This window comes from Stutzerimonas chloritidismutans (genome assembly GCF_020783375.1).
Lineage (GTDB): Bacteria > Pseudomonadota > Gammaproteobacteria > Pseudomonadales > Pseudomonadaceae > Stutzerimonas > Stutzerimonas kunmingensis.
Genome location: NZ_CP086067.1, coordinates 3,962,801 through 3,988,164, shown reverse-complemented (window position 1 = coordinate 3,988,164; position 25,364 = coordinate 3,962,801). Strand labels below are relative to the sequence as shown.

At 66.9% G+C, this 25,364-nt stretch carries 27 protein-coding genes; 19 read left to right on the top strand and 8 right to left on the bottom strand.

The genetic code is table 11. From position 1 onward, the window contains the following. Window positions 1–35: 35 nt before the first annotated feature. Complete coding sequence (locus tag LLJ08_RS18755; RefSeq protein ID WP_125896642.1) at window positions 36–425, bottom strand: DUF4168 domain-containing protein; 390 nt, start codon at window positions 423–425, stop codon at window positions 36–38. A 149-nt stretch (window positions 426–574) separates the two neighbouring features. On the opposite strand from LLJ08_RS18755, the gene LLJ08_RS18750 reads away from it, so the two are divergent. The 6 genes from LLJ08_RS18750 to LLJ08_RS18725 all read left to right on the top strand — a co-directional run bounded on the left by LLJ08_RS18750 (window position 575) and on the right by LLJ08_RS18725 (window position 6,515). After that, entirely contained in the window at window positions 575–2,056 is a 1,482-nt protein-coding gene (locus tag LLJ08_RS18750; RefSeq protein WP_014821884.1) for an ATP-binding protein, read from the top strand. Then, window positions 2,049–3,437, top strand: a complete 1,389-nt coding sequence (locus LLJ08_RS18745) for a sigma-54-dependent transcriptional regulator (protein WP_228207661.1) — start codon at window positions 2,049–2,051, stop codon at window positions 3,435–3,437. The genes LLJ08_RS18750 and LLJ08_RS18745 overlap by 8 nt, the downstream gene beginning before the upstream one ends. Before the next feature lie 63 nt (window positions 3,438–3,500). Beyond that, window positions 3,501–3,959 (top strand): YehS family protein, encoded by a 459-nt coding sequence (locus LLJ08_RS18740; RefSeq protein ID WP_014821882.1) that lies wholly within the window; start codon window positions 3,501–3,503, stop codon window positions 3,957–3,959. A gap of 152 nt (window positions 3,960–4,111) precedes the next feature. Beyond that, the gene (locus LLJ08_RS18735) at window positions 4,112–5,380 is read left to right on the top strand and encodes a PQQ-dependent sugar dehydrogenase (RefSeq protein ID WP_228207660.1); all 1,269 of its coding nucleotides are present in this window, start codon (window positions 4,112–4,114) and stop codon (window positions 5,378–5,380) included. A 54-nt stretch (window positions 5,381–5,434) separates the two neighbouring features. Then, window positions 5,435–5,773 carry a c-type cytochrome gene (locus LLJ08_RS18730; protein WP_023444509.1) on the top strand — a complete coding sequence of 113 codons (339 nt, stop codon included), beginning with the start codon at window positions 5,435–5,437 and terminating at the stop codon, window positions 5,771–5,773. 67 nt (window positions 5,774–5,840) lie between these two features. Beyond that, window positions 5,841–6,515: a DUF1028 domain-containing protein gene (locus LLJ08_RS18725; RefSeq protein ID WP_041015262.1), complete on the top strand. Its 675-nt coding sequence runs from the start codon at window positions 5,841–5,843 to the stop codon at window positions 6,513–6,515. Here the strand turns inward: LLJ08_RS18725 and LLJ08_RS18720 are convergent. Continuing rightward, window positions 6,512–8,908, bottom strand: coding sequence for a putative bifunctional diguanylate cyclase/phosphodiesterase (locus tag LLJ08_RS18720; RefSeq protein ID WP_228207659.1), 2,397 nt, complete (start codon window positions 8,906–8,908; stop codon window positions 6,512–6,514). The two genes, LLJ08_RS18725 and LLJ08_RS18720, sit on opposite strands and share 4 nt — an antisense overlap. Further along, a complete protein-coding gene (locus LLJ08_RS18715; protein WP_228207658.1) occupies window positions 8,895–9,980 on the bottom strand; it encodes a polyamine ABC transporter substrate-binding protein in 1,086 nt (361 codons plus the stop codon). Before LLJ08_RS18715 ends, LLJ08_RS18720 begins: the two co-directional genes overlap by 14 nt. A 262-nt stretch (window positions 9,981–10,242) precedes the next feature. On the opposite strand from LLJ08_RS18715, the gene LLJ08_RS18710 reads away from it, so the two are divergent. From LLJ08_RS18710 to LLJ08_RS18665, 10 genes are all read left to right on the top strand, one after another. Then, entirely contained in the window at window positions 10,243–10,911 is a 669-nt protein-coding gene (locus tag LLJ08_RS18710) for a phosphoribosyltransferase (protein WP_228207657.1), read from the top strand. Next, the gene (locus LLJ08_RS18705; protein ID WP_192871767.1) at window positions 10,908–11,561 is read left to right on the top strand and encodes a dienelactone hydrolase family protein; all 654 of its coding nucleotides are present in this window, start codon (window positions 10,908–10,910) and stop codon (window positions 11,559–11,561) included. Before LLJ08_RS18710 ends, LLJ08_RS18705 begins: the two co-directional genes overlap by 4 nt. A 159-nt stretch (window positions 11,562–11,720) precedes the next feature. Beyond that, the gene (locus LLJ08_RS18700; protein WP_014821874.1) at window positions 11,721–12,212 is read left to right on the top strand and encodes a Na+/H+ antiporter subunit E; all 492 of its coding nucleotides are present in this window, start codon (window positions 11,721–11,723) and stop codon (window positions 12,210–12,212) included. Continuing rightward, the gene (locus LLJ08_RS18695) at window positions 12,212–12,463 is read left to right on the top strand and encodes a monovalent cation/H+ antiporter complex subunit F (RefSeq protein WP_044314691.1); all 252 of its coding nucleotides are present in this window, start codon (window positions 12,212–12,214) and stop codon (window positions 12,461–12,463) included. Before LLJ08_RS18700 ends, LLJ08_RS18695 begins: the two co-directional genes overlap by 1 nt. After that, window positions 12,456–12,749: a cation:proton antiporter gene (locus LLJ08_RS18690; protein WP_014821872.1), complete on the top strand. Its 294-nt coding sequence runs from the start codon at window positions 12,456–12,458 to the stop codon at window positions 12,747–12,749. The genes LLJ08_RS18695 and LLJ08_RS18690 overlap by 8 nt, the downstream gene beginning before the upstream one ends. After that, on the top strand, window positions 12,742–13,650 hold the full coding sequence (locus tag LLJ08_RS18685; RefSeq protein ID WP_228207656.1) for a hydrogenase subunit MbhD domain-containing protein: 909 nt from the start codon (window positions 12,742–12,744) through the stop codon (window positions 13,648–13,650). Before LLJ08_RS18690 ends, LLJ08_RS18685 begins: the two co-directional genes overlap by 8 nt. Next, window positions 13,647–13,928, top strand: a complete 282-nt coding sequence (locus tag LLJ08_RS18680; RefSeq protein ID WP_042925405.1) for an NADH-quinone oxidoreductase subunit K — start codon at window positions 13,647–13,649, stop codon at window positions 13,926–13,928. Before LLJ08_RS18685 ends, LLJ08_RS18680 begins: the two co-directional genes overlap by 4 nt. Next, the gene (locus tag LLJ08_RS18675; RefSeq protein WP_101276241.1) at window positions 13,925–15,349 is read left to right on the top strand and encodes a complex I subunit 5 family protein; all 1,425 of its coding nucleotides are present in this window, start codon (window positions 13,925–13,927) and stop codon (window positions 15,347–15,349) included. Before LLJ08_RS18680 ends, LLJ08_RS18675 begins: the two co-directional genes overlap by 4 nt. Beyond that, window positions 15,346–16,842, top strand: coding sequence for a complex I subunit 5 family protein (locus LLJ08_RS18670; protein ID WP_101276239.1), 1,497 nt, complete (start codon window positions 15,346–15,348; stop codon window positions 16,840–16,842). The genes LLJ08_RS18675 and LLJ08_RS18670 overlap by 4 nt, the downstream gene beginning before the upstream one ends. Continuing rightward, a complete protein-coding gene (locus tag LLJ08_RS18665; protein ID WP_228207655.1) occupies window positions 16,839–18,488 on the top strand; it encodes a complex I subunit 5 family protein in 1,650 nt (549 codons plus the stop codon). The genes LLJ08_RS18670 and LLJ08_RS18665 overlap by 4 nt, the downstream gene beginning before the upstream one ends. 9 nt (window positions 18,489–18,497) lie before the next feature. Here the strand turns inward: LLJ08_RS18665 and LLJ08_RS18660 are convergent, their stop codons facing one another. The 5 genes from LLJ08_RS18660 to LLJ08_RS18640 all read right to left on the bottom strand — a co-directional run bounded on the left by LLJ08_RS18660 (window position 18,498) and on the right by LLJ08_RS18640 (window position 21,698). Beyond that, complete coding sequence (locus LLJ08_RS18660) at window positions 18,498–18,941, bottom strand: ketosteroid isomerase-related protein (RefSeq protein WP_221104187.1); 444 nt, start codon at window positions 18,939–18,941, stop codon at window positions 18,498–18,500. Between the two features lie 151 nt (window positions 18,942–19,092). Further along, on the bottom strand, window positions 19,093–19,488 hold the full coding sequence (locus LLJ08_RS18655; RefSeq protein WP_041015250.1) for a hypothetical protein: 396 nt from the start codon (window positions 19,486–19,488) through the stop codon (window positions 19,093–19,095). A 47-nt stretch (window positions 19,489–19,535) separates the two neighbouring features. Further along, complete coding sequence (locus LLJ08_RS18650; protein ID WP_101276229.1) at window positions 19,536–20,417, bottom strand: hypothetical protein; 882 nt, start codon at window positions 20,415–20,417, stop codon at window positions 19,536–19,538. A gap of 15 nt (window positions 20,418–20,432) precedes the next feature. After that, window positions 20,433–20,915, bottom strand: coding sequence for a curli production assembly protein CsgB (locus LLJ08_RS18645; protein WP_044315839.1), 483 nt, complete (start codon window positions 20,913–20,915; stop codon window positions 20,433–20,435). A gap of 198 nt (window positions 20,916–21,113) precedes the next feature. Next, window positions 21,114–21,698, bottom strand: coding sequence for a helix-turn-helix transcriptional regulator (locus LLJ08_RS18640; protein WP_041015247.1), 585 nt, complete (start codon window positions 21,696–21,698; stop codon window positions 21,114–21,116). A gap of 262 nt (window positions 21,699–21,960) precedes the next feature. Here LLJ08_RS18640 and LLJ08_RS18635 point away from each other — a divergent pair, with 262 nt between their 5' ends. The 3 genes from LLJ08_RS18635 to LLJ08_RS18625 all read left to right on the top strand — a co-directional run bounded on the left by LLJ08_RS18635 (window position 21,961) and on the right by LLJ08_RS18625 (window position 25,278). Beyond that, the gene (locus LLJ08_RS18635; protein ID WP_228207654.1) at window positions 21,961–23,676 is read left to right on the top strand and encodes an OPT family oligopeptide transporter; all 1,716 of its coding nucleotides are present in this window, start codon (window positions 21,961–21,963) and stop codon (window positions 23,674–23,676) included. Window positions 23,677–23,746: 70 nt separating this feature from the next. Then, entirely contained in the window at window positions 23,747–24,820 is a 1,074-nt protein-coding gene (locus LLJ08_RS18630) for an AI-2E family transporter (protein ID WP_041015245.1), read from the top strand. Between the two features lie 116 nt (window positions 24,821–24,936). Beyond that, window positions 24,937–25,278 carry a hypothetical protein gene (locus LLJ08_RS18625; RefSeq protein WP_023444528.1) on the top strand — a complete coding sequence of 114 codons (342 nt, stop codon included), beginning with the start codon at window positions 24,937–24,939 and terminating at the stop codon, window positions 25,276–25,278. Window positions 25,279–25,364 lie beyond the last annotated feature (86 nt).

Sequence of the window (25,364 nt, the reverse complement as noted above, 5' to 3'; positions counted from 1 at the left end):
GCGTAACGTGCCTAACGCAGCGCTACAGCAACGCTTCACTTCATCATCGCGATCACACGGTTGCGCAGTTCCGGGTCGGTCTGCACGGCTTCGTTGATGGCGTTGTACTCGTCGATGCTGATGTCGTTTTCCTCGATCACGCCGAGCATCTTCTCGTTGGCCTGCTGTTGAAGGTCGCGAGCCTTGTCGGCGTCTTCGGTCTTTTGCAGCTTGCCGGTGAATTCCTCGCGGATCTCCATGATCTCGCCAAGTGATTCGGCGAAGCTTTCCAGTTTTTTCTCACCGAACTGCTGGGCCTGTGCACCGGCCGCCGGCTGCGCGGTGGGGGCGGGGTTGGCTGATTGCGCCGATGCAAGGGGGGCGGCCAGGCCGAGGAACAGCGAGAAGATTCCGGCGAAGGCGAGACGAGCGTTGTGCTGGGTCATGTTCATTCCTGCTTCGGTTAAAGACGCCTTCAACAGTGCAGCAGCCGTGCCAGGTCTTCATCTATCGCATAACCGATTGATAAATAACTAATTGTCCATTTCATCGCCACGCGGTGGCCCCTCGTCGCAAGGTCCTGTAGTGTGCCGGTATGACACATGTATCAATCTGGCAGCGCCCGGCGAGCCTGCGTGGCGCGCTTCTGCTCAAGGTCATCGTGCCGCTCATGGCGATCATGTTCGGCTTCAGTTCGGTGGTGCTCTGGACGGTCGAGCGCAGCAGCGAGCGGCGCCTGCAGGCCGAGGTCGAGCTGGTCGCGCGGGCGGTGCGCCTGCCGCTCAGCGCCAGCCTGGAGAAGAACCACGAGCGCACCCTGCAGCAGGTGCTGGAATCGGTGCTCGGCGTCGGTCGCGTGTATGGCGCCTACGTTTACGATCGCGATGGCAAGCTCGCGGCCTATGCCGGTGCAGTGGAACCGGATCAGGACGAGTCGGCGATCCAGCAGCTCACCGCCGGCGGCGAGCTGACTGGCACCTATCAGCGCATCAATGGCCGCCCGGTTTATTCCTACTTTGTTCCGCTGGAGGAAAGTGGCGGGCAGATCAATGGCCTGCTGCAGGTGACCCGGCGCTGGGGCGATTTCGAGCAGGACATCCGCCGCCTGCGCCTGATCGCCGCGGGCCTGGGCGGCTTGCTCGCCGGGGTGGCGCTGGTGGTGATCCTGCTCGGTCACCGCTCCGCGGTGGGCAAGCATCTGCAGCAGCTGGCGCGTAGCATGGAGCGCGTCGCGGCCGGCGAGCGCGAGCATCGTGCACCGCGCAGCGGGCCGCAGGAGATTGTCGTGCTCTCCGGCGCCTTGAATCAGATGCTCGACAGCATCGCCACCGCCGAACGCCAGGTGGCCGAGCAGCAGGCCCGCGAAGAGCAGTTGCAGGCACGCCTGCGCCAGAGTCAGCAACTGGCGGCAGTGGGGCGGCTGGCGGCTGGTGTCGCGCATGAGCTGGGCAGCCCGCTCAGTGTGATCGACGGCAAGGCGCAGCGCGTGTTGCGCGACGACGAGCTGGGCGAAACCCATCGCCGCGCGCTGTTGCAGATTCGCCAGCAGGTGGCGCGGCTCAGTGCCATAGTCCGCCAGTTGCTGGATTTCGGCCGCGCCGCAGGCTCGCCGCTGCGCAAGGTGCCCGCCGAGGTGCTGGCGCATTCGGCAGCCGCGGCGGTGGCCGATGAGCTGGCTGCGCTGCAGGTTCGGCTGGAGCTGCAGGCACCGGCACAAACCCTGTACTGCCGGGTCGACCCGCCGCGTTTCGAGCAGGCGCTGACCAATCTGCTGCGCAATGCCGCCCAGGCCAGCCCTGGCGGATTGGTGCGCCTGCGCTGGTGGCGCGATGCTGCCGAACTGATGTTGCAGGTCGAGGACGACGGTCCCGGCATTGCCGAGTCGAACCGCGCGGCGCTGTTCGAGCCGTTCTTCACCACCAAGCCGGTGGGTGAGGGCAGTGGGCTGGGGCTGGCAGTGGCCCATGGCGTGGTCAGCGAGTGTGGCGGGCGTATCGAATTGGTCGACGGCGGCCTGCCGGGCGCGGCCTTCCGTATCGCATTGCCATTGATCGACGAGGAGGTCGAGCATGACTGAAGTGACGCAGGAGCGGGTCCTGCTGGTCGAGGACGACGACAGCCTGCGCCAGTTGCTGGTCGAGGAGCTGGAAGATCGCGGCCTGCAGGTGCGCGCGCTGGCCAGTGCGGAGGAGGCGGTCGGCTCGCTGGAAAGCTGGGAGCCGGCGCTGGTGGTCAGCGATCTGCGCCTGCCCGGTGCCGATGGCATGGCGTTGCTGCGACGGGTCAAGACGATGCAGGCGGCACCGGCATTTCTGGTGATCACCGCGTTCGGCAGCATCCAGCAGGCCGTGGCGGCGCTCAAGGAAGGCGCCGACGAATTCCTCACCAAGCCGCTGGACCTCGAGCACTTCGCCCTGGCGGTGGCCCGTGCGCTGGAGACGCGACGCCTGCGCGACGAGGTGCGGCGCTTCCAGCAGCTGCTCAGCGACGACCGTTTCCACGGCATGCTCGGCCGCAGCCGGGTTATGCGCGGCTTGTTCGATCAGATCCGCCAGCTTGCCCGCGCCGAGGGGCCGGTGCTGGTGATCGGCGAGAGCGGCACCGGCAAGGAGCTGGTCGCCCGCGCCGTGCATGCGGAAAGCGAACGTGCCAGAGGGCCATTCCTTGCGATCAACTGCGCCGGGCTGCCGGCCGAATTGCTGGAAAGCGAATTCTTCGGCCATGTCTCTGGCGCCTTCACCGGCGCCAACCGCGCGCACAAGGGACTTTTCCAGCAGGCCGACGGTGGCACGCTGTTTCTCGACGAGATCGGCGAGATGCCGCTGCCGCTGCAGGCCAAGCTCCTGCGCGTGCTGCAGGAAGGCACGATCCGCCCGGTGGGTGCCGAGCGTGAGCTGAGCGTGGATGTGCGCATCATCGCGGCGAGCAACCGCCCGCTGGAAACCGAGGCCGGCCGTGAGGCCTTCCGCGAGGACCTGTTCTTCCGCCTGGAAACCTTCATCCTGCAGGTGCCGCCGCTGCGTGATCGCGAGGAGGACCTCGAACTGCTGGCCGCCGGCTTCGTCGCCCACTTTGCCGCGCGCAGCGGGCGGCCGGTGCGCGGCATCGCGCCGGCGGCCCTGGCGCAGCTGCGACGCTATCCGTTCCCGGGCAACGTGCGCGAGCTGCAGAACGCCATCGAGCGTGCGGTGACCTTCTGCCACGGGCGCAGCATCGAGCTGGAGCACCTGCCCAGCCGCATCGCCGACTATCGTGATGACAAGGCGCGCAGTGCCGGCGCCGAACTGCTCACTCAGCTCAGCGATGGCCCGCTGCTACCGACTCTGGAGGAGCTGGAGCTGCGTTATATCGAGCATGTGCTGAAGCTGGTGGACGGCAACAAGCGCCGCGCCGCGGCCCTGCTCGGCATCGGCCGGCGCACGTTGTACCGTCGCCTCGGCGAGCGTGAAGACGGTTGATCGGACTCGCCGCAGGGCGCCCGAAAGCGCACACTGCCGGCCTTTTCTCAGTGAGGAGCGAACATGCTCAATAACGACGTCCTGCGCAGCCTGCGCTACACCCTCAAGGCCAGTGATGCACAGATGGCCGAAATTGCCGCCCTGGGTGGCTGCACGGTGGACGAGGCCGAGGTTCGCGCCTGGCTCAGCCGCGAGGACGAGGACGGCTATCAGGAATGCCCGGACGAAGCGATGGCCCGTTTTCTCGACGGGCTGATCTACTTCAAGCGCGGCAAGGACGAAAGCCGTCCGGCACCGCCGCTGGAGCTGCCGGTCAGCAACAACCAGATCCTGAAAAAACTGCGGGTGGCCTTCGAGCTGCGCGACGAAGACCTGCAGGCGATCCTGCATGCCGCCGACTTGCAGCTGTCGAAATCCGAACTCGGCGCGCTGTTCCGCAAGCCCGGCCACAGCAACTACCGCGCCTGCGGCGATCAGCTGCTGCGCAATTTCCTCAAGGGCCTTTCGCTGCGCCAGGGTTGATCCACACCGCACGGCACCTCAAGTGGTAAATGGCCAGGCGGCCGCTACGCTGAAGCAGGCAGCTAGCCGCATGCCCGGTGCGCAGCTCGTCGCCGGGAACGCCATAACAACAAGATGACCGCCCCACGCGGCGGTGCCCTGAGGTGCGTGCCATGAAGATTCCCTGCCTGACCCTGAGCGCCCTGCTCGCGATGAGCTGTGCCGCTGCGATTGCGGCACCGACCAGTGATGAAGCACTGGAGCGCATGCGCTCGATGAAGACCACCGGCCAGTCGCTGGACATGAAGACCATCCCCCAGGATGGACCCACCGCCGACGCCATCCGCGACAACCTCAAGCGCATCAAGCTGCCGGAGGGTTTTCGCATCGATCTCTACGCCATAGTCCCGGATGCCCGTCATATGGCGGTTGGGCCTTCCAGCGGGGTGGTGTTCGTCGGCACCCGCAAGACCGACCTGTGGACGGTCACCGACCGCACCAAGAACCGCACGGCCGATGAAGTGAAGCGCTTCGCTCCGGCGATTTCCTTCACCCAGCCCGGCCCCTGCTTCAGCCCGGACGGCTTCCTCTTCGTCGCCGAGCACAACCGCGTGCTGGTGTTCCCGGCGGCGGAGTTCTTCTACGAGGGGCCGGACGTGGCGGCGGACATCGTGGTCCCGACCGGCGAGCTGATCCCCAAGGACGAGGAGAGCTACAACCACGGGGCGCGGGTCTGTGCCGTGGGCCCGGACAACAAGCTCACCATCTCCCTCGGCCAGCCACACAACGTGCCACCCAAGGACAAGCTCGACCTGTACGCCAAGCACGGCATCGGCGGCATCGTGCGCATGGAGCGCGACGGCAGCAAACGCGAGGTCTACGCCACCGGTGTGCGCAACTCCGTGGGCATCACCTATAACCCGACCAGCAAGGAGCTGTGGTTTACCGACAACCAGGTCGACGGCATGGGCGACGATACGCCGCCGGGCGAAATCAACCATGCGCCAGAGGCAGGCATGCGCTTCGGCATGCCCTGGTACGGCGGTGGTCAGGTGCGCACCAACGAATATGCCGACGAGACCCCGCCGGATGGCCTGACCCCGCCGGTAGTGGAAACCACCGCTCATGCCGCCGACATGGGCCTGATGTTCTATACCGGCAAGCAGTTTCCCGAGCAGTACCGCGGCGGGCTGTTCAGCGCCCAGCGCGGCAGCTGGAACCGCACCGTGCCGGCTGGTGCGCGGGTGATGTTCACGCCGTTCGAGGCCGATGGCAGCGGTCCGTCCGGCGAGACGGTGCCCTTCGCCGAAGGCTGGCTGGATGAGGAAACCGGCGAGTACTACGGCCGCATCGTCGATGTCGCCCAGCTCAAGGACGGCTCGTTGCTGGTCAGCGACGACACTGCCGGGGCCATCTACCGCATCTCCTACCAGGGCAACTGAGCCGCTGCGCCGGGCTGCCGTTCGCGGTAGCCGGCGCCATTCGAGGATTTCTGCATGTCGATGGATCTCAAGCGGTGGCTGTCCCTGGTGCTGGCATTGCTGGTGGGCAGCGCCTGCCTTCCGGCGCTGGCGGCCGATCTGACCGCGGCCAAGGCCAAGGCCAAGATGTGCGCCGCGTGCCACGGCATCGATGGCATCGCCACGGTCGCCGATGCACCGAACCTGGCCGGCAACGGCGAGCTGTACCTGGCGCGCCAGCTGCAGGCCTTCCGCTCCGGTGAGCGCAAGCATCCGCAGATGAGCGTCATCGCCTCCGGGCTGAGCGACGAGGATATCGCCGCGGTCACGGCCTGGTATTCGGCGATCAAGGTCAGTGTCGAATTGCCCGAGTGAGCCGCCCGCTCTGAACGTTTGCCGCTCGGCCCGGGCCTAAGCCCTGACGAATCCAGAGAGCACGCCCATGACCTTTTCCATCATCGCCCGCTGCCCGCGCACCGGTCAGTTCGGCGTGGCCGCGGCCACGGCGATGCCCGCGGTGGGCAAGTTGCTGACCCACGCGGCGGCCCATGTCGGGGCGGTGGCGACCCAGGCACAGATCAATCCGTACCTCGGTATCGACGGCCTGCGTTTCCTGCGCCAGTTCAGCCCGGCGGCCGAGGTGCTGGAGCGGCTGCGGCGCACCGATCCCTGTATGAGCCAGCGCCAGTGCGCGGTGATCGACAGCAAGGGCCGCACGGCCTGCTGGACCGGGGAGAAGTGCCTGCCCTGGGCCGGCTCGATCGCTGGCGAACAGTTCTGCGTGCAGGGCAACCGGCTAAAGGGCCGCGAGGTGCTGGAGGCCGCCTGCGAAGCCTATGAGCGCAGCGCACACCTGCCGCTGGTGGAGCGTTTGATGGAGGCGATCGCCGCCGGCGATGCCCAGGGCGGTGATCGTCATGGCGAGTCGTCGGCAACGGTGTATGTGGTCGATAACGAGGAATACCCGCTGTGGGATATCCGCGTCGACCATCATCCCGACCCGTTCGCCGAGCTGCGCCGGCTGCACGATGTGTTCGCGCGCGACGTGGTGCCGGAAATCCTCGCCATGTCGACGCGCGCCAATCCTGCCGGCGCTGCCGAGGAAGATTCCATCTAGTAGTCGCTGCTGACTGCGGCCGGGTTGGCTAGCGGGCTAGTCGATGGCGGTAGCGGCTCCAGACGCAGCGCGCCCTGGGCGCGGTTGCGTACCGCCATCCAGTCATCCAGTGCCGCCAGCGAGCGCGGCGGCGAGATCAGGTAACCCTGGAACAGGTCGCAGCCGGCCTGCAGCAGTGCCGACTGTTTTTCCATGTTGTCGACGCCCTCGGCATTCACGCGCTTGCCCTGGGCGTGGCAGAAGGCGATGAGGGCGCTCAGGCTCTGCTGCATCTCCGGGCGGGTCAGCCGGGTGATAATCGCCATGTCCAGCTTGATGGTGTCGGCGGGGTACTCGAGCAGCTGCTGGATCGAGGTATAGCCGACGCCGAAATCGTCGATGGCGACGCGAAAGCCTGCGCGGCGAATCGCCTGGACCACTTCCATGGTGTTCTTGCACAGCTCGGCGGCGTAGGTCTCGGTCAGCTCGATCTCGATTCGGCCCGGCTCTACGCCGTGATGGGCGGCGCGCTCGACGAGGTAGCGGCAGATGCGGTCGTCGTTGAGCTGCGCGGAGGACACGTTGATCGCCAGCAGCACCCCTTCGCCGAACAGCTGCACCAGTTTCGGGTACTCCGCCAGGGCATGATCAATGACCCAGCTGTCGATCTTCGGGAACAGCCCGGCACGCTCGGCGATGGGAATGAATTCGCCGGGCGAAACCGTCCCGAGGATCGGTGAATGCCAGCGCAGCAGCACTTCGCAGCTGACCACTGCGCCTTCGCGATCGAGCGCCGGCATGTAGACCAGCCGCAGCTGGTCGTCGCCGTCGAGCTCGCGCAGCTGGTCTTCGATCAGGCGGATTCGCTCGTTGCGTCGCTCCAGCTCGCCGCTGAAGGCCACCGCGGTGTTCTTGCCCTCGGCCTTGGCCTGGTACATGGCAGTGTCGGCACGGGTGAGCAACTGGGTAATCGAGTCCGCATCTTCCGGGTAGCAGGCGGTGCCGATGCTGACACTGACCGGATACAGGCGATCCTCCAGACGAAACCCGCCGCGGCAGAGGCCGAGCAGCGCGTCGCACAGTTGCTGCAGGCCGCCGTCGCCGGCTTCGCTCAGCAGCAGGATGGCGAACTCGTCGCCGGACAGGCGCGCCAGGGCTGTTTCCGTCTGTGGGTAGTCGGTGCGATGACGTTCGAGCACGCCGCGGGCACGCTGGGCGAAGATTCGCAGTAGAGCGTCGCCGGCCTCGTGGCCGTGTTGATCGTTGACCTGCTTGAAGTTGTCCAGGTCGAGAAACAGCAGCGCCAGCCGCTTGTGCGTGCGCATGCACTGCTCGTACATGGTATTGGCCAGCACGCCGAAGTGCGCCCGGTTGCTGACCTGGGTCAGGCTGTCCTCCCAGGATATTTCGCGGATGCGTTGTAGCGCTTCGGTGTTGCGGTCGTGCAGGGTCTTCATGTTCACCGTCAGCCGGCCTATCTCGCCGCCATCGGTCGGCTCGTCGAGCGCGTCGCGCTTGCACAGCAGCAGGTCGGTGAGCTGGTCGTCCAGCTGGCTGATGGGGCCGGTAATGGAACGGCGGATCAGCCACAGCAGCAGGCCGATGGAGATCAGACAAATAAGCGCACCGCCGGCGATGAAGGCGAGCCCCAGGGTCTGCAGGCGCTCGGCGGTGTAGTGTGGCGCCGGTGTCAGCCGTGCATGCAGAGAGCGCGATAGCGAAACCCTGGCGGACAACCCCGCGACCGCCAGCAACGGCTCGTCGGCGATTTCGACAGGCGCGCCGTATTCGCTTTCCAGGCTGCGTTTGAGCTTGAGGAAGCGCTCCGGGCGCACCGCCAGCTGAATGGCGAAGGCTTCGGCGCGCTGGCTTGGCAGTGGCCGGCTGCTGGAGGCCGGCAGGATGAAGTCGGTGTTCATCAGCAGCGGGTCGTCATCGGCCTGCTCGACGTAAAGGGTGTTGCCGGATGCCGATGACCGTCTGGCTTCGCTGACGATCCGCTGCTGGCTCGCATTCATCGAGGCGAATGGCGACAGGCTGCTTTCGAAGTAGTAGGCCGGCCTGCCGTCGGGCTGCACGACGGCGAGGGAAACGAAAGTCAGCTCGGTATTGGATAGCGAGCGGATGCTCTGCTGGATGCGCAGCCCGAGGGTGTCGTTGCGAAAGTCGGTGTCCGACTCGCGCAGGAACAGCAGCAGCGCCTCGCTATCCATGATCGAGTAGAGCACGCTGCGATTGAACGCCTCATAGTCCAGGTAGGCGGAGGTCAGTGCCGAGAGCTGCTGCTCCAGGCGCGCCTGCTCCAGCCCCAGCAGCGAGGCGCGCTGGGTCAGGTAGGCGGTGGTCGAGGCAACCAGCTGGATGATCAGAATGACCGGGAAGATCACCAGCAGCGTGCGTTTACCTAGCGTCATGGGCATTGATCAGTGCGCTGATGATGCGTCGCCGTGTCTGCGTGCCCTCCAGCGGCCGCATCTGGTAGACCTGGCTACGCTCCAGCACCGCTTCCGGCGGGTAGATGGTCGAATCCTCGCGGATTTCCTCCGGCAACAACGCCCGTGCCGCGGCGTTCGGCGTGGCGACGCCCAGGTCGGCGGCGTTCAGCGCGGCGATCTCTGGCTGGTTTAGGTACTCCAGAAAGCGGTAGGCCAGCGCCTTTTGCCCGGTGCTGGTCGGTATCGAGAGGCAATCGACCCACAGCAGCGTGCCTTCCTCCGGCACCACGTAGCGCCAGGGTTCGCCCTCGACACCCTCGACTTCGTTGAGCACCTGCTGGTCGCCGCTGTAGGCCAGGGCCATATCGGCCTGGTCAAGGTAACGCTGGCTACGCAGGGAGGTGATCACATACTCGTAGGTCAGCACGGCGCTGGCCTGAGCCATGAGCAGTTCGAAGGCGGCCTTGAGTTCGTCGTTGTTCGAGGTGTTGATCGAATGGTTCTGCAGGATCAGCGGACTGGCGAGGATGTCCTCGTGGTCCTCCATCATGATGATGTGTGGCTCGTCGGCGCGAGCCGGTTGCAGCAGGTCCTTCCAGGATAGTGGCGCGCTTTCCAGGCGGTCGCTGCGATAGGCGATGCCGAGCGTGCCCCACAGGTAGGGCACGCCGTAGCGCCCGCAGCTGTTGCGCCAGCGTTGCGGGACATGACGCAGCGTCGGCAGCTGCTTGTCGTCGATCGGGTCCAGCAGGCCGCGGGCGCCGAAGCGCGAGGCGCTGATCAGCTCCGTCAGGGCGATATCGATCTGATGCTCGGGCTTGGCGAGGACTTCGTCGCGCTTGTCGCCGCTATCGAAGTAGATCTGCCTGATCTCGACCCCGGTTTCGGCTTGCCAGCGTTCGATCACCGCTTCGCTGAGGTATTCCTCCCAGGTCAGCAGCGTCAGGTGTTCGGCCGCGTGCACGGGAGTCGAGGGAAACAGCAGGCTGACCGTCATCAGCAGGGTGCTGCGCATACGCCATGGCGCCGGTTTGTTGTTCTTCTCGGTCATTGGTCATCCATCCCAGGCATTGGCCGCCGTCGCAGTGGGCGCACATTCGACGGGTCTGCCCGGGTTATCGGCAACGGGTGATGGCACTTTAATGGCGTCAGAGAGTCGGCGGCAACGAATTTGTAATCTTGCCCACATCCGTTCCGATCGGCGGTGCGCGAAGCCCGGCAGTCAAACGGGTTGTTCGTCGCAGATGGCCTGCCGGCACTCGATTCTTGAGCCAGACTCCAATACAGCCCGTGCCGGAACCAAGGAGCCTGCCATGACCTTCAAGATCCCCTTTTACGATCGAGTCCAGGCAGGTGCGGCGCTGGCCGAGCGCCTGGCGGAGGATGCCGACTGGCGCGATGCGCTGGTCCTGGCACTGCCGCGCGGCGGTGTGCCGGTAGCATTCGAGGTGGCACAGCGGCTGGGCCTCGAGCTGGACATTCTGGTGGTGCGTAAGCTTGGCACGCCGGGCAATCGCGAACTGGCCATGGGCGCCATCGCCAGCGGCGGCGTGCGTGTGATGAACGACGACATCGTGCAGTACATCCACGTCTCCAGGGCCGAGATCGACGGCACCATCGCCCAGGAAACCCACGAGCTGCAGCGGCGCGAACAGGCCTATCGCGGTGAACGACCGCCGCCGGTCATCGCCGGACGTGCCGTGATCCTGGTCGACGACGGGCTGGCGACCGGCGCGACCATGCGCGCCGCGGTGCAGGCGGTGCGCCACCTGGGCGCGACGTGCATCACCGTTGCGGTGCCGGTGGCGGCTGCGCAGAGCATCGCGCAGCTGGAAAAATTGGCGGATCGCGTCGTCTGCCTGCATGTACCCCATGACCTGTATGCCATCGGCCGCTGGTACGAGCATTTCGAGCAGACCCCCGACCGTCAGGTGGTGGAGCTGCTAGAGCGCGCGTGGACCCAGGGAGGGCAGGCGGCATGACCCCGCTTCCGGTGACACCCATGCGCTTCACGCTCGGCAAGGCACGCCTGCACGGCGAGCTGTGCTTGCCGCCCGCGGCCACCGGCCTGGTGGTGTTCGTCCACGGCAGCGGCAGCAGCCGGCACAGCCCGCGCAACCGCAGCGTGGCGCATTGCTTCAACGAAATGGGGCTGGCGACCCTGCTCTTCGATCTGCTCACCAAGCACGAGCAGCCCATTGACGAGATCACCCGGCAGCTGCGCTTCGACATCCCGCTGCTCAGCCAGCGCCTCAGCGGCGTGGTCGACCAGCTGAGCAGCGATGCGCGCTTGCACGATCTGCGCATCGGCCTGTTCGGCAGCAGCACCGGCGCCGCCGCGGCACTGACCACCGCCGCCTCGCGGCCGGCGGACATCGCCGCGGTGGTTTCGCGTGGCGGCCGGGTCGACCTGGCGGATCTATCGCTGGCGCGGGTCAAGGCGGCTTCGCTGTTCCTTGTCGGCAGCGGCGACCTCGAGGTGCTGGAACTCAACCGTGCCGCTGCTGCCCGTCTGCAGTGCGTGCATCAGTTGGTGGTGGTACCGGGGGCGACGCACCTGTTCGAGGAGCACGGCACGCTGGAGGAGGTGGCGCGGCTGGCCGGCGACTGGTTCCTGAGACACCTGTGCTGATCCTGCCGCGGCCCGCAGCTGGGAGAAACAGGCGGTGCAGCGCCGCTGGCCAGGCCGAACGGCAATCTGCTGATACAAGGCTCTTCGCGGTGTTTGGTGGACAGCGGCGAACTCTTGGCCTCGACTTGTAACAAAGATCGGAATGCCAAGGAGGTTGTGATGACACAGGCCGCATGGCGTCGCGGAGCCACCGACGCACTCTTCTGGTCACTGCTCTATACCGCACTCTGGGCGCTGTTCGCTGCCGGACAGGGCTGGGTGCTGGGTGTGCCGACGATCACCCTGGCCGTCGCGCTGAGCCTCTGGCTCGGCCTGCGCCCGATGGCCATGCGCCTGGCGGCGCTGCCGGCGTTTCTCGGCTTCTTTCTCAAGCACATGCTGCTCGGTGGCTGGGATGTGGCGCGGCGTGCGCTGCAACCACGCTGTCCGCTGCAGCCGGCGTGGCATCCCTATCCGCTCACTAGCCAGTCGCCGCGGGTGCGCCTGTTGCTCTCGGCGATGGTCGGGCTGTTGCCCGGGACCCTGGCGTCGCGGGTCGATGCCGACGAGATGCGTGTGCACGTGCTGGATGAGCGACTGCCCTGGCAAGCCACCGTGGCCGAACTGGAACTGCGCCTGGAGCGGCTGCTTGGCGCGGAGGGGCGGCCTTGATGGCAGTGTTCTGCGCACTTCTGCTGCTGACCCTGATCATCGGTCTGTGGCGCGTACTGCTCGGCCCGCGACGGGTCGACCGGCTGCTTGCCGTGCAGCTGTTCGGCACCACCGGCGCGGCGCTTCTGCTGGTGCTGGCGCAGTGGCAGGGCGCGCCGGCACTGCGCGATGCGGCGCTGGTGCTGGCGCTGCTGGCGGCGATGATCAGCGCCGCGCTGGTACAGCTGCTGCGACGTAGCCGCCATGAGTGAACTGCTCGACTTCTTCAGCTGGCTGCTGCTGGCCGGTGGGCTGGGGTTCTTCGCCGCCGGGAGCATCGGTCTGCTGCGCTTTCCCGATACCCTGAGTCGCCTGCACGCGCTGACCAAGGCCGACACCCTCGGCCTCGGCCTGGTGGTCGCCGGCCTTTCGCTGCGCGCTGGCGGGGTGCTGGAAGTCGCGCAGATGCTACTGATCTGGCTGCTGGTTCTGGCCTCCGGCGCCACCGCCTGTCAGCTGCTGGCACGTCAATCCGACGAGGAGGACGGCGATGACTGACTGGCTGCTGGACGCGGTCCTCGGCCTGTTGCTGCTCGGTCTGGCCGGTGGCGCGCTGCATGTGCGCCAGCTGTATGCCGGCGTGTTGCTGTTCATCGCCTTCGGCCTGGTGCTGGCGCTGGTCTGGGCGCGACTGGGCGCGGCCGATCTGGCGCTGGCCGAGGCCGCCATCGGCGCCGGGCTGACCGGTGTGCTGCTGTTCGCCGCGCTGGCGCGCCAGCCACGGGCCGGCAGCGAGCCGCAGCTGTCGCGCCGCCAGCGCCTGGCCGCGGTGGCGGTGCTGCTGCCGCTCTTGCTGATGGTTTTGCCGCAGCTAGCGCCGCTGGCCGAACTGCAACCGAGCGTGCCGACGCAGATCGATGCCGCGCTGGCGCAGAGCGGCGTCGAGCATCCGGTCACGGCGGTGCTGCTCAATTTCCGTGCCTGGGACACCTTGCTCGAGCTGGCCGTCCTGCTGCTGGCCCTGCTCGGCGCACGGCAGCTCGGCGCGCCGCAGCCGCAGCTGAGCGAGCCCTGGCCACTGCTGCGCGCTTGGGGCCGAACCCTCGCGCCGCTGCTGGTGCTGGCCGGCGGCTATGTACTCTGGCGCGGTGCCGCCTCGCCCGGCGGTGCCTTCCAGGCCGGCGCGCTGCTGGCCTCCGGCATCGTCCTGCTGCGTCTGGCCGGTGCGTTGCCGGCGTTGCGCTGGGGCTTCTGGCCGCTGCGCCTGCTGGTGCTGGTCGGCCTGCTGCTGTTCGTCGCGGTGGCGGCAGCCTGCGCCTGGTTTGGCGATGGCTGGCTGCAGTACCCGACCGGCTGGGCCAAGCCGCTGATCGTCGTCATCGAGGCCGCGGCGACACTCTCCATCGCCGCCAGCCTGAGCCTGCTGGTGATCGGCGACGACCCGGAGCCGCAGCCATGAGCGCCACGCTGTTCTGGATCGCCGTCGGCTTCGCCCTCTGGCTGCTCGGCCTGCACGGGTTGCTCACATTGCGCCATGCGCTGCGGCGGATCATCGCCATCAACCTGATGGGCAGCGGTGTGTTTCTGGTGATGATCGCCCTGGCGGCGCGTCACGCCCCGAGCGATCCGCTGCTGGTGGCGCTGGTGGTTACCGGACTGGTGGTGGCGGTGAGTGCGACCGCGCTGGCGTTGCGCCTGAGCAGTGCGCTGGCCGCGTCGAAGGAGCACGAGCGATGAACGCCGCCCTGGTCAGCCTGCTGCTGCCCCTGGCCGGCGCCTTGCTGCTGATCCTGCTGCGCCCGGCGCGCAGCGGCCGCTGGGTGATCGCGCTGAGCCTGGGCGCGCTCCTGGCGGCGATCATGGCGCTGCAGGTGGTGCTCGATCATGGCGAGCGCAGCCTGCTGGTCGGTGGCTGGGAGGCGGGGCTGGCGATCCGTTTCCGCCTGACCCCACTGGCCGCGCTGCTGCTGGTGTTCACGTCCGGGCTGCACCTGCTGGTGGCGCTGTACGCGGCGCGCATCGCCCATGCCGCCGGAAATCAGGATTACTGGCCATTGTCCTGCCTGCTGCACGCGGCACTGGCCGCGCTGTGGCTGTCGGCAGACTTGTTCAACCTCTACGTGACGCTGGAGTTGCTCAGCCTGGTCGCGGTGGCGCTGGTGTCGCTGGCCGGGCGCAAGGCCTGGAAGCCGGCGCTGAACTACCTGCTGCTGTCGCTGGCCGGCTCGCTGGCCTACCTGCTCGGTGTGGCGCTGATCTACGGGCGCTACGGCGTGCTCGATCTGGCCGTGCTGGCGCAACTGACCGAAGCTGATGGCGTGACCCATCTGGCGCTGCTGCTGATGACACTCGGGCTGATGCTCAAGGCCGCGCTGTGGCCGCTGCACCTGTGGTTGCCGCCGGCCCACGCCGCGGCACCGACTGCGGTCAGCGCGCTGCTCTCGGCGCTGGTGGTCAAGGGGCCGCTGTACATCCTCTGGCTGATCTGGAGCGAGACCGCCCCGGCTGAATTCGGCCGCGACGCCGGCCTGCTGTTCGGCACCGCCGGGGTGCTGGCGCTGATCGCTGGCGGCTGGTCGGCTCTGCGCGCGCCGCGGCTGAAGACGCTGGTGGCCTACTCGACGGTCGCCCAGCTGGGCTACGCGCTCCTGGCGCTGGGGCTGCTGCTGCATCTGGACGAACCGCGCCTGCATGCGGCCCTGTGGCTGTTCGTGCTGGCCCACGGGCTGGCCAAGGTTTCGATGTTCCTCGCGGCCGGCGAGTTGCAGAGCATCCTCGGCAGCAAGCGGGTGACGGGCATGAAAGGCGCCAGCCAGAACGTGCCGATCGCCCTGGCGGCGTTCGCCGTGGCCGGCGGCAGCCTGATCGGCCTGCCGCCCAGTGGCGGTTTCCTGGCCAAGTGGCTGTTGTTGCAGCCGCTGTTCGAACGGCCGCAGCACTGGCCCTGGGCCCTGGGCGCATTGCTCGGCACGCTGATGTCGGCGGCCTACGTGTTCCGCGTCGTCGCCCATGGCTTCGACCGTGCCCGGCCCAATCCGCCGAGCATTCATGCCGACCGTCTGGCGCAGTGGCTGGCGTTGCTGCCGGCGCTGCTGGTCTGGGGGCTGGCGCTGATCAGCGAGCCGCTGCTGCTCTGGCTGGGAGGGCTCGGGCGATGAGCTGGCATGCGTTTCTGCCATTGGGCATCGTGCTCAGCTCGCTGCTGCCGGGCCTGGTGATCTTCGGTCTGCGCGAGGACCAGCAGCGCCTGCGTGTGACGCTCAACCTGCTCGGCGTGACGCTCAAGCTGGTGCTGGTCGGCAGCATGCTCTATGGCGTCAGCCAGGGCAGCGAGTACCGCTTCAGCGTGCCACTGTTGCCGGGCGTGCCGCTGGTACTGCAGGCCGATGCGCTGGCCTTGCTATTCGTCGCGTTGTCATCCCTGCTGTGGGCGGTGACGACGATCTATGCCATCGGCTACCTGGAAAACTCGCCGCTGCGCTCGCGCTTCTTCGGCTACTTCAGCCTTTGCGTAAGCGCCACGGTGGGCCTGGCGCTGGCGGGCAATCTGGTCAGCTTCCTGCTGTTCTACGAACTGCTGACCCTGGCCACCTTTCCGCTGGTGGTGCATCGCGGCACGCCGGAGTCGCTCGCCGCGGGGCGCGTCTATCTGGCCTACACCGTCGGTGGTGGGTCGCTGGTGCTGATGGGCGTGGCCTTGCTGCACAGCCTGGCCGGCACGCCGGATTTCCAGGCCGCCGGCTACCTGCTGGACGCAGTCGGCGAGCATGACGTCGGGCTGCGCGTGGCCTTCGCCCTGCTGATTCTCGGCCTTGGCGTGAAGGCGGCGCTGATTCCGCTGCACGGCTGGCTGCCGCAGGCGATGGTCGCCCCGGCACCAGTCAGTGCGCTGCTGCATGCGGTGGCGGTAGTGAAGGCCGGGGCCTTCGGCATCGTGCGGGTGGTCTACGACGTCTTCGGCGCCGAGGCGCTGACCCAGCTGGATCTCACCACGCCGCTGCTCTGGCTGGCGGCGGCGACCATTCTCTACGGCTCGCTGCGTGCCTTGCAGCAGCAGGAGCTGAAGAAGCGCCTGGCCTATTCGACCATCAGCCAGGTGTCCTACGTGACCCTCGGGGTGGCGCTGCTCGGGCCTATCGCGGCGGTGGGCGGCCTGGTCCATCTGGTCCATCAGGGGCTGATGAAGGTCACGCTGTTCTATTGCGCGGGCAATTTCGCCGAGACCCTGGGCATTCACCGCATCCGCGAGATGGACGGCGTCGGCCGGCGCATGCCCTGGACCATGACGGCGTTCTCCATCGGTGCATTGGGCATGATCGGTATTCCGCCGATTGCCGGCTTCATCAGCAAATGGACGCTCGGCCTCGGCGCTCTGGAGGTCGGTCAGGACTGGGTGCTGCTGGTGCTGCTCGGTTCGGCGCTGCTGAACGCTGCCTACTTCCTGCCGCTGCTGTGGCGGGGCTGGTTCGCCGAGCCAGCGGACTGGCACCAGAACCGCTGGGCCGATGAGCGTTTCGAAACCCATTGGATGCTGTTGCTGCCGCCGCTGCTCACGGCGCTGCTGTCGCTGCTGGTCGGCCTGCTGGCGGCCACCGCGCTCAGCCCGCTGGGCTGGAGCCAGTTGATCGTCGAGCGGGAGTTCGCCATATGAACGCCTGGCTCTGGTTGCTGGTGCCCTTCGCACCGCTACTCGGCGGCATTCTGCTGTTGTGGCTGCGCGAACGCAGCCTGCCGTGGCTGTGGCTGGCCTGTGCGCCGGCGCTGATGGCTGCGCTGCAACCGCCTCCAGCGTTGGAGTTGCCGTGGCTCTGGGAGGGTGTGCGCTGGGGCGCCAGCGATACGCTGACCCGCGCCTGGCTGGGCTTTACCGCCATGCTCTGGAGTTGCGCGGCGATCTTTGCCAACAGCAGCCTGGCCACCGATCGGAAGCGGCTGCGCTTCTGGGCGTTCTGGCAACTGGCGCTGGCCGGCAATCTGCTGCTGATCATCGCCACCGACGCATTGAGCTTCTACCTTGGCTTCAGCGCCATGAGCCTCGCGGCCTACGGGTTGATCGTGCAGCGCGTTGGACCGGGACCGCGGCGGGCCGGACGTCTCTATCTGCAACTGGCGGTCTGCGGCGAAATGCTGCTGCTCGCCGGGCTGTTGCTGCGCAGTCACAGCACCGAACAGGCCTTCGACTTCGCCACCTGGCAGGCGCAGCCGATCGACCACCTGACCCTGGCCCTGCTGGTGCTCGGGCTCGGCCTGAAGGCTGGGTTCTGGCCGCTGCACGTCTGGCTGCCGCTGGCCCATCCGCAGGCCCCAGCGCCGGCCAGCGCGGTACTCTCCGGGGCGATGCTCAAGGCCGGCATTCTCGGCATCTGGCGCTGCCTGCCGGAGAGCGATCCGACGCTGGCGGCCTGGAGCACGCCGCTGCTGATCGCCGGCCTGTTCGGCGCGCTCTATGCGGCTGCGCTGGGGCTGTGCGCGGCCAAGTCCAAGGCGGTGCTGGCCTGGTCCTCGGTGAGCCAGATGGGCTGGATGCTGATGATCCTGGCACTGGCCTGGAGCCCGGAGGCGTCGTCTGCGGCGCTGCTGACGATGCTGGTGCTGTTCGGCGTGCATCACGGGCTGGCCAAGGGCGCGTTGTTCCTCGCCGCCGGGATGGTCCACGAAGGGCGGCTGTCGCGTCTGGGCTGGGTGCTGCTGATGCTGCCGGCGCTGGCGATCATGGGCGCGCCGTACACCAGCGGCGCGGCAGTGAAGTACCTGCTGAAGGAGGCCTGGCATGAAAGCGCCTTCGTCGCCTGGTTGCCCTGGCTGACCCTGGCCAGCTTCGCCACCGCGTTGCTGCTCTGGCGCGCGCTCTGGCTGATGTGGCGCGACCAGCAGCACGCCAGTGCACGCGCGCCGCTCGGCCAGTGGTTGCCGTGGGCACTGCTCAGCATGGCGTCGCTATCCGTGCCCTGGTTCTGGCCGACCATGCGCGAAGCGCTGCTGGCTGGAGTGTATCCCGCGGGCCTGTGGTCGGCACTCTGGCCGCTGCTGGCAGCTCTGGGTCTGACGCTGCTGGCGCTGCGCCGTGGCTGGAGGGTGCCGTCGCGGCTGGCGCAGTTGCCCAATCCGGCACTGTGGGCATCGCTGTATCTCACCCGCCTGCTGCGCCAGCCGCCACTGCCAGTACCCGGGATGCAGCTCGAGCGGAACCGCTGGCGGGCGCGCGAACGGCGCTGGAATCGGCAGTGGGAACGCGGCGCCCTGACGCTCAGTGCCTGGCTGCTGGTGGCGCTGTTGTGGCTGGGCTGGCTGTGGTGAGCGATCGGATCAGGGCAGGGCTTTTTCGGCGTAGGGCCGGGTATCCAGCCCCAGCTGGGCGCGAAAGCTTTCCATGTCGAACATCGTGCAGATTTCCTGCACCTGCTGCGTCGGGGTGATGGTCCAGAAGGCCATGGCGGAAATGCTGAGCACCTTGTCGCTGGGCGGATAGCCGAACGCCGGCTGCTCGATGGTGCCGATCAGCGTGCTCCAGGTGACCACCCGGTTGCCTTCGGCGATGCACTCCTCGACCACCACTTCCAGTTCCGGCATGGCGTGGCGGATCTGCCGGACCATGTCGAGAAACTCGGCGCTGGCGAGCGGCCGGCCGATGAAGGAACTCTTGTAGAGAAAATCCTTGCTGTGCAGGTGCTCGGCCAGCGCCAGGCGCCCGCGGTTCCAGGTCAGGTCGATGTGCTGACGGACGAGTTTCTTGCGGTCATCCAGTGACATGCGCCCTCCAATGGGCTGCAGATAGCTCGGCAGCGAACTCTAGCAGCGGCCAGGGCCGTGCGGGAGTGCCGTTCGGTCAGTCGGCCTGAACCCCAGCTGAACCTGCGCTGAACGAGCGCCACCTGGTGCGCCGTCGGTCCGCTTTCGGCCTTCACGCGATCTGTTCCGGCTCGCTTTCGTCGCCCACATCGGCGTCGTCGTCCGGGTAGCTGCGCAGAATCGGCGGCTGCTCGGCATCGTCGATCCACCACTGCAGCTCGGCCTCGACACGGGTGTCGTCAGCGATGCCGAGGCGGTTGTTCAGCGGGCATTGCTGCGTCGGGGTGGCGATCAGCGTGCCGCTCTGCGCGGTCTGGGCATTGCCGGCCCTGCCGCTGGAGCGCACCTTCAGACGAAAGCGGACCTGCTGCCCGCTGCCCTTGAAGCACAGGGCGAGCGAAAGCCGGCTTTGCTCGGCCGGTTGCAGCTCGAAACTGACGGCTACCGGTGCATCGGCAGGGGCGGGGGTGGCTGCGAGCAGCCAGGTGGTGAGGGTCATGGTCAGCATCCGTTCTGTTTCCGTTGAAGCCGGTCCGTGGCTGGAGGGTGGTTGCGCTACTGCTGGACGATGGTGGCGCTGTTGCCGGTGCCGCTCTGGTGGATCGTCGCGGCGCCGGGCAGGCGAGTGAAGTCATTGGCCGGCAGGCTCTGGCGGATCATCGCCTCGTTGGCGCTGCCCAGTTGCGTGATGGTGGCCTGATGACCGTAGTTGCCCTGTTCGATGCTCGCCAGGTTGTCGTTGCCGTTCTGGATCACCGTGGCCTGGTTGGACATGAAGCTCTGGGCGATGTCGACGCTGTTACCGCTGCCGGTCGACGAGCCACTGATGCGGCCGCCGAAGCCGTTCTGGTCGACCGTCAGCCGGTTGCTGTCGCCGCTCTGAGTGAAGTCGAGTTCGTTGTGGTAGTCGTTCTGCTGAATCTCGGCGATGTTGTAGGTGCCGGCCTGGGCGATGTTCATGCGATTGCCGTCGCCCTGGTAAATGTCGGCCAGGTTGCCCAGACCGTCCTGGGACACGTTCATCCGCGACCCTTCGAAGTAGCCCTGCTGGTCGAAGGTCAGCACGTTGGCGTCGCCGCGCTGCTCGATCTGTGCGGTGACGAAGGCGGTCTGGCTGCCGGTGATCTGGTTGCCGTTGCCGATGCTGCTGGCATCGACCGTGCTGGTACGTCCGGTCTGTTCGATGGTGGCGACGTTGGCGTTACCGATCTGCTGCAGGTTGGCGACCTTGAAGTAGGCCTCGCCAATCTGCGTGATGCTGGCGGTGTTGAGGTTGCCGATCTGGCTGACATCCATGGTGCTGGACTCGACCAGGCCGGTCTGTTGCAGTTCGGCGACATTGTCCATGCCGACCTGCTCCAGTTCGATGCTGTTCTGCGCCATGGCCTGAGTGGCGGCGAGGGTGAGCAGGGTGGCAATTGCCGTAGGCTTGAACATGAACTCTCCTGATCGCTAGCGACCCTGCACGATATTGATCTGCTGGCCGACGCCGTATTGCGTCACCGCGCTGCGCAGGCCCTGGCCGGTCTGCTCGATGCGCGCATCGTTATAGGCGCCGTACTGGCTGATGCTGGCCTGGTTGTCGCTGCCGGTCTGGCGGATTTCGGCGTAGTTGCCCTGGCCGACCTGCTCGATGACCGCCATCAGGTTTTCGCCGTGCTGCAGGATAAAGGCTTCCTGGTCGCCGCCCTGCTGCAGCATCTGCGCGCTCAACGCCTGGCCGTTCTGAGTCAGCTCGGCGAGATTGCCCTGGCCCAGCTGCTGGATGTAGGCGGCCTTGGCGTCGGTCAGCTGAACCGCAAGCTGGGTGGCGGTGGTGCCAAGGGGTGAAAGATCGCCGTTGTCCATCAGGTCGGCGGCCATCAGCGGCGCGCAGGCCAGGCAGGCAACCAGGGCGGACAGTGATGTGGCGCGGGGCAGGGCGTAACGGGCCATTGGCGTTTACCGGATGACAGTGGTCGCGATTCTTGAACGCGGCGGACACCCTTGAACATCCATCGGATGATGTAAAAGGCGTAGCGCAAGCAATTCGCTCGGAATTAATGCCTGGCACGGCGTGACGCTTTCGCACCGTGCCAGAGCGTCTCGGTGACGTCCCGCTCCGCTAGGCCGCCCGTCGCTGCGGGACGCTACTCAAGCGCTACAGGACTTGTCCCAGTCGAGATGACTGCGCAGCAGGTACGCCGCCTCGGCCCGATTGGAGGCGCCGATCTTGCGCAACAGATTGTGGATATGACTCTTGATCGTGTGCGGGCTGAGGCACAGCTGCTCGGCGATTTCCGCATTCGACAGCCCCTTGCCGGCGAGGCTCAGGATCTCGCGCTCGCGCAGCGTCAGGCTGGACTTGGTTTCAGCGAGCTGGCGCATGCGCCGCCACTGGCCCAGCAGCCTCTCGGTGAGGACCCGTGGCAGCCAGTCGCCACCCTTGAGCAGCACGCGGATGCCCTCGAGCAGGTGCTCGCGGGTGGCGTGGCTGTAGAACACCCCGCGAATCACCGGGTGTCTTTCGACCAGCTGCTCGGCCTGCTCGGGGACGATATTCACCAGCGCCACCGGTGTGTGCTCGTCGAGCTGGTCGATCAGGCTGGATATCTGTTCGGCTTCGCTATGGCCGGCGTCGACCAGAAACAGGTCGGCTCCGCGATTGTCCGGTGATTGCAGTCCGGTCAGCGCAACTTCGACTTGCGCCTGTTCGCCTAGAAAGTGGCGAAAGAACAACCCAAGCAGTTCATTGCCGGTTAACAGCGTGACAGTTGGGGAGGATGTGTCCCGTGTAAGCTCCGCGTCCATGTTCGGTACCTAGTCAGTCGGGCGTGATTGATTAAAAAGTTACTAAACGACCAGCACCTTGCAGCGAAGTTCAGCCGAGAGATGGCGAACGGGCATTATCCAGCCAGCACGTGCACAACTCCGCCAGGGCGAACGCGAGGCATCGAAAAGGGCGCGCGTTTTTGCACCGGGCGGCTGCTAAGGTAGGGGAATGATCGCGACCACCTCTGCCGTTTCGTCTCGTGAACTGACCCTACGTGCCTTGCTCACCGGTCTGCTGCTGGGTGCGCTGCTGGCACCGTCGAATGTCTACTCGGGCCTCAAGATCGGCTGGTCGTTCAATATGTCGATCATCGCGCTGCTGATCGGCTTCGCGTTCTGGCAGAGCATTGCCGTCGCGTTCGGCCGCCCGCGCTGGTCGCTGCTGGAAAGCAACATCAACCAGACCACCGCCTCGTCCTGCGCCTCGATCATCTCCGGCGGGCTGGTGGCACCGATTCCCGCCTATACCCTGCTCACCGGTCAGCAGCTGGACAGCCTGCCGCTGATGGCCTGGGTGTTCTCGGTGAGCTTTCTCGGGGTCTGGGTGGCCTGGTACCTGCGACCCTCGCTGATCGTCGAGTCGGGGCTGCGCTTTCCCGAGGGCATGGCGACCCTGGCGACGTTGCAGCAGATCTACAGTCATGGCGCCGAGGCCGGGCGCCGGCTCTGGGTACTGGGCGGTGCCGCCGTGCTGGCCGCCGGGAGCAAACTGGTCGATATCTTTTTCTGGACGCTGCCGCGCTGGGCCCCTTCGGCGCAGCTGGAACGCCTGACGTTCAGCTTCGAACCCTCGCTGCTGTTGCTCGGCTTCGGCGGCATCATCGGGTTGCGCGTCGGCCTGTCGCTGCTGCTCGGCGCCGTGCTGGCCTGGGGCCTGATCGCGCCCTGGCTGCTGGTCGAGGGACTGGTGCGCTTGCCCGCTGCCGCCCAGGGGCCGCAGTTCGCTGCGCTGATCGAATGGCTGTTGTGGCCGGGCGTGAGCCTGATGGTCTGCGCGACGCTGACCTCGCTGGGCCTGCGCCTGCTACGCTCACGCTCGCCAATGACACGCCGGCGGCCGGTGCTGCGGCGCCCGCACGGCTGGCCAGCGGCCGGTTTTGCGCTGTCGGTAGGACTGGTGCTGGCGCTGCAGGTCAGCCTGTTCGGCATCGACCCCTGGCTGGCGGCGCTGTCGATTCCGCTGGCGCTGCTGCTGGCGATGGTTGCCGCGCGGGTGGTCGGCGCGACCGGGATTCCGCCGATCGGCGCCATCGGCCAGCTGTCGCAGCTGAGCTTCGGCGTGTTCGCCCCGGGCCAGGTGCCGGTCAATCTGATGAGCGCCAACACCGCCGGTGGCGCGGCGGGGCAGTGCACCGATCTGCTCAACGACTTCAAGGTCGGGCATGCCATCGGCGCTGCGCCGGGGCGTCAGGCGCTGGCGCAGTGCTTCGGCATTCTGCTCGGTAGCGTGGTCGGCGTACTGGCCTATCAGCTGCTGATTCCCGATCCGCAGAGCATGCTGATCACACCCGAATGGCCGGCTCCGGCGGTCGCTACCTGGAAAGCGGTGGCAGAAGCCTTGACCGGCGGTCTCGGCGCGCTCGCTGCCGATATTCGCTGGGCGATGCTGGCTGGTGCGCTCTGTGGGGTGCTGCTCGGGACGCTGGAAGGGCTGCTGCCCGAACGCCGGCTGCGCTGGTTGCCGAGCTCCGCGGCGCTCGGCCTGGCATTCATCATTCCGGCGTCGATTTCGCTGATGATGACCTTCGGTGCCGTGCTCGCCTGGGCCTTCGCGTCACGCTGGCGCAGCCTCGGCGAGCGCTTCGTGATCGTCGCCGCGGCCGGCCTGGTGGCGGGCGAGAGCATGGCCGGCGTCGGCGCCTCGCTCTGGCAGCTGCTGCGCTGATTGGCGGTAACAGCTGAATTAATGCGCGGCGCGGTCTGTCCTACCTCTTGTACTCATCAGGGGGAGCGCCATGTCCACGACGACACCGCAGAACGATGCCAAGAAGGTCGCCAATCGCACGATTGTGCAGGCCGCAGTTCTGGCCTTCGTAGTGCTGCTGAGCATCGTCGCCTGGTTGGCGTTCGATTTCATCCTGCTGCTGTTCGCCTCGATTCTCTTCGGTGTGCTGATCCATGGCGTGAGCCGCTGGCTCTGCAGCAAGACGGCGCTGTCCTACAAGCTGTCCATGGGGGTGTTCTTCGTGCTCTTGCTGCTTGGTCTGGGCGGCGGCGGCTGGCTGGTCGCGCCGAGTATCGCCGAGCAGGCCGATGCGCTCTCCGATTCGCTACCCGAGGCCGTCGAGCGCCTGCGTGAGCGCGCCGAGCAGCTGCCCTGGGCGAATGAGCTGCTGCAGCAGCGTGAGCGCCTGGAGGACTCGCTGCCCGATGGTTCCAGCGCGTTCAGCGTGGTGACCAAGGTGATGGGCTCGATCGTCGGGGCGCTGAGCAGCTTCGCCATCGCCTTCGCCATCGGCATCTGCCTCGCCATCAACCCGCAGGTCTATGTGCGCGGGCTGCTGAAGCTGATGCCGCTGGGCTATCGTCCGCGCGCTGCGGAGGTGCTCGACGAAAGCGGCTCGACATTACGCGCCTGGCTGCTGGCCAAGTTGCTGGAAATGCTGCTGATCGGCGTACTGACCACGCTTGGTCTGTGGCTGCTGGGCATCGAGCTGGCGTTGGTGCTCGGCCTGATCGCCGGTCTGCTGTCGTTCATTCCCAATATCGGTCCGGTGCTGGCGGTGATCCCGGCGCTCCTGCTGGCTTCGCTGGAGGGCGGGCGCACGGTGCTCTACGTCGCCGCGCTCTATCTGTTCATCCAGACCCTGGAAAGCTATGTGTTCACGCCGTGGATGCAGCAGCGCATCGTCTCGGTTCCGCCGGCGCTAACCATCGCCGTGCAACTTCTGTTCGGCCTGCTGGCCGGCACCCTCGGCCTGCTGCTGGCGACACCGCTGGCAGCAGTCGGCATGGTGCTGGTGCGCATGCTCTACGTGGAGGATCTGCTCGGTGACCGGCCGCAGGCGACCGACGGTCCGAGCGACTAGCCGCTCTGGCAGGGCGCTCCACAGGGCTGTCACGTTTTGTAAAGGCTGACGACGAAACCCCTGGCGCGTCCCGCTGCCGGATTACATGAACCCCCTGAAATATGCAGGAGTCAATCATGAACATGCACAAGATTGCGGCATTCACCCTGGCGGGACTGCTTTCCAGCGCGGCATTCGCGGCCAACACCGGCACTGGTACCGATGCCGGCGCCGATACCGGCCACCGCGACTCGATGGGGCACAGCACCGAGCAGCCGGGGACCATGGGCGGCACTGGCGCTGACTCCGGAATGGATTCGACCTCCGATACCGGCAAGATGCCGGACGAGACCGAGCGCCCGGCGACCACACACGGTAGCGATCACGGCACCGGCGTCGATGCTGGCGGCGATGGTGCGGCTGGTAAGCAGGGTACGACCGGTACAGGCGGCGAGGGCGGCGAACGCGGCGCCTACTGATCCATCGGTTGCACCTGAACGGCCCGGCAGGCTCAGCTTGCCGGGCCGTTCTGCGTTCAGCCTGACCGCTCGGCCGTTGCCGGCAG

Coding starts and splice junctions, on each gene's coding strand:
- LLJ08_RS18755 (WP_125896642.1), bottom strand. CDS start 425: ATGACCCAGCACAACGCTCGTCTCGCCTTCGCCGGAATCTTCTCGCTG.
- LLJ08_RS18750 (WP_014821884.1), top strand. CDS start 575: ATGACACATGTATCAATCTGGCAGCGCCCGGCGAGCCTGCGTGGCGCG.
- LLJ08_RS18745 (WP_228207661.1), top strand. CDS start 2,049: ATGACTGAAGTGACGCAGGAGCGGGTCCTGCTGGTCGAGGACGACGAC.
- LLJ08_RS18740 (WP_014821882.1), top strand. CDS start 3,501: ATGCTCAATAACGACGTCCTGCGCAGCCTGCGCTACACCCTCAAGGCC.
- LLJ08_RS18735 (WP_228207660.1), top strand. CDS start 4,112: ATGAAGATTCCCTGCCTGACCCTGAGCGCCCTGCTCGCGATGAGCTGT.
- LLJ08_RS18730 (WP_023444509.1), top strand. CDS start 5,435: ATGTCGATGGATCTCAAGCGGTGGCTGTCCCTGGTGCTGGCATTGCTG.
- LLJ08_RS18725 (WP_041015262.1), top strand. CDS start 5,841: ATGACCTTTTCCATCATCGCCCGCTGCCCGCGCACCGGTCAGTTCGGC.
- LLJ08_RS18720 (WP_228207659.1), bottom strand. CDS start 8,908: ATGACGCTAGGTAAACGCACGCTGCTGGTGATCTTCCCGGTCATTCTG.
- LLJ08_RS18715 (WP_228207658.1), bottom strand. CDS start 9,980: ATGACCGAGAAGAACAACAAACCGGCGCCATGGCGTATGCGCAGCACC.
- LLJ08_RS18710 (WP_228207657.1), top strand. CDS start 10,243: ATGACCTTCAAGATCCCCTTTTACGATCGAGTCCAGGCAGGTGCGGCG.
- LLJ08_RS18705 (WP_192871767.1), top strand. CDS start 10,908: ATGACCCCGCTTCCGGTGACACCCATGCGCTTCACGCTCGGCAAGGCA.
- LLJ08_RS18700 (WP_014821874.1), top strand. CDS start 11,721: ATGACACAGGCCGCATGGCGTCGCGGAGCCACCGACGCACTCTTCTGG.
- LLJ08_RS18695 (WP_044314691.1), top strand. CDS start 12,212: ATGGCAGTGTTCTGCGCACTTCTGCTGCTGACCCTGATCATCGGTCTG.
- LLJ08_RS18690 (WP_014821872.1), top strand. CDS start 12,456: ATGAGTGAACTGCTCGACTTCTTCAGCTGGCTGCTGCTGGCCGGTGGG.
- LLJ08_RS18685 (WP_228207656.1), top strand. CDS start 12,742: ATGACTGACTGGCTGCTGGACGCGGTCCTCGGCCTGTTGCTGCTCGGT.
- LLJ08_RS18680 (WP_042925405.1), top strand. CDS start 13,647: ATGAGCGCCACGCTGTTCTGGATCGCCGTCGGCTTCGCCCTCTGGCTG.
- LLJ08_RS18675 (WP_101276241.1), top strand. CDS start 13,925: ATGAACGCCGCCCTGGTCAGCCTGCTGCTGCCCCTGGCCGGCGCCTTG.
- LLJ08_RS18670 (WP_101276239.1), top strand. CDS start 15,346: ATGAGCTGGCATGCGTTTCTGCCATTGGGCATCGTGCTCAGCTCGCTG.
- LLJ08_RS18665 (WP_228207655.1), top strand. CDS start 16,839: ATGAACGCCTGGCTCTGGTTGCTGGTGCCCTTCGCACCGCTACTCGGC.
- LLJ08_RS18660 (WP_221104187.1), bottom strand. CDS start 18,941: ATGTCACTGGATGACCGCAAGAAACTCGTCCGTCAGCACATCGACCTG.
- LLJ08_RS18655 (WP_041015250.1), bottom strand. CDS start 19,488: ATGCTGACCATGACCCTCACCACCTGGCTGCTCGCAGCCACCCCCGCC.
- LLJ08_RS18650 (WP_101276229.1), bottom strand. CDS start 20,417: ATGTTCAAGCCTACGGCAATTGCCACCCTGCTCACCCTCGCCGCCACT.
- LLJ08_RS18645 (WP_044315839.1), bottom strand. CDS start 20,915: ATGGCCCGTTACGCCCTGCCCCGCGCCACATCACTGTCCGCCCTGGTT.
- LLJ08_RS18635 (WP_228207654.1), top strand. CDS start 21,961: ATGATCGCGACCACCTCTGCCGTTTCGTCTCGTGAACTGACCCTACGT.
- LLJ08_RS18630 (WP_041015245.1), top strand. CDS start 23,747: ATGTCCACGACGACACCGCAGAACGATGCCAAGAAGGTCGCCAATCGC.
- LLJ08_RS18625 (WP_023444528.1), top strand. CDS start 24,937: ATGAACATGCACAAGATTGCGGCATTCACCCTGGCGGGACTGCTTTCC.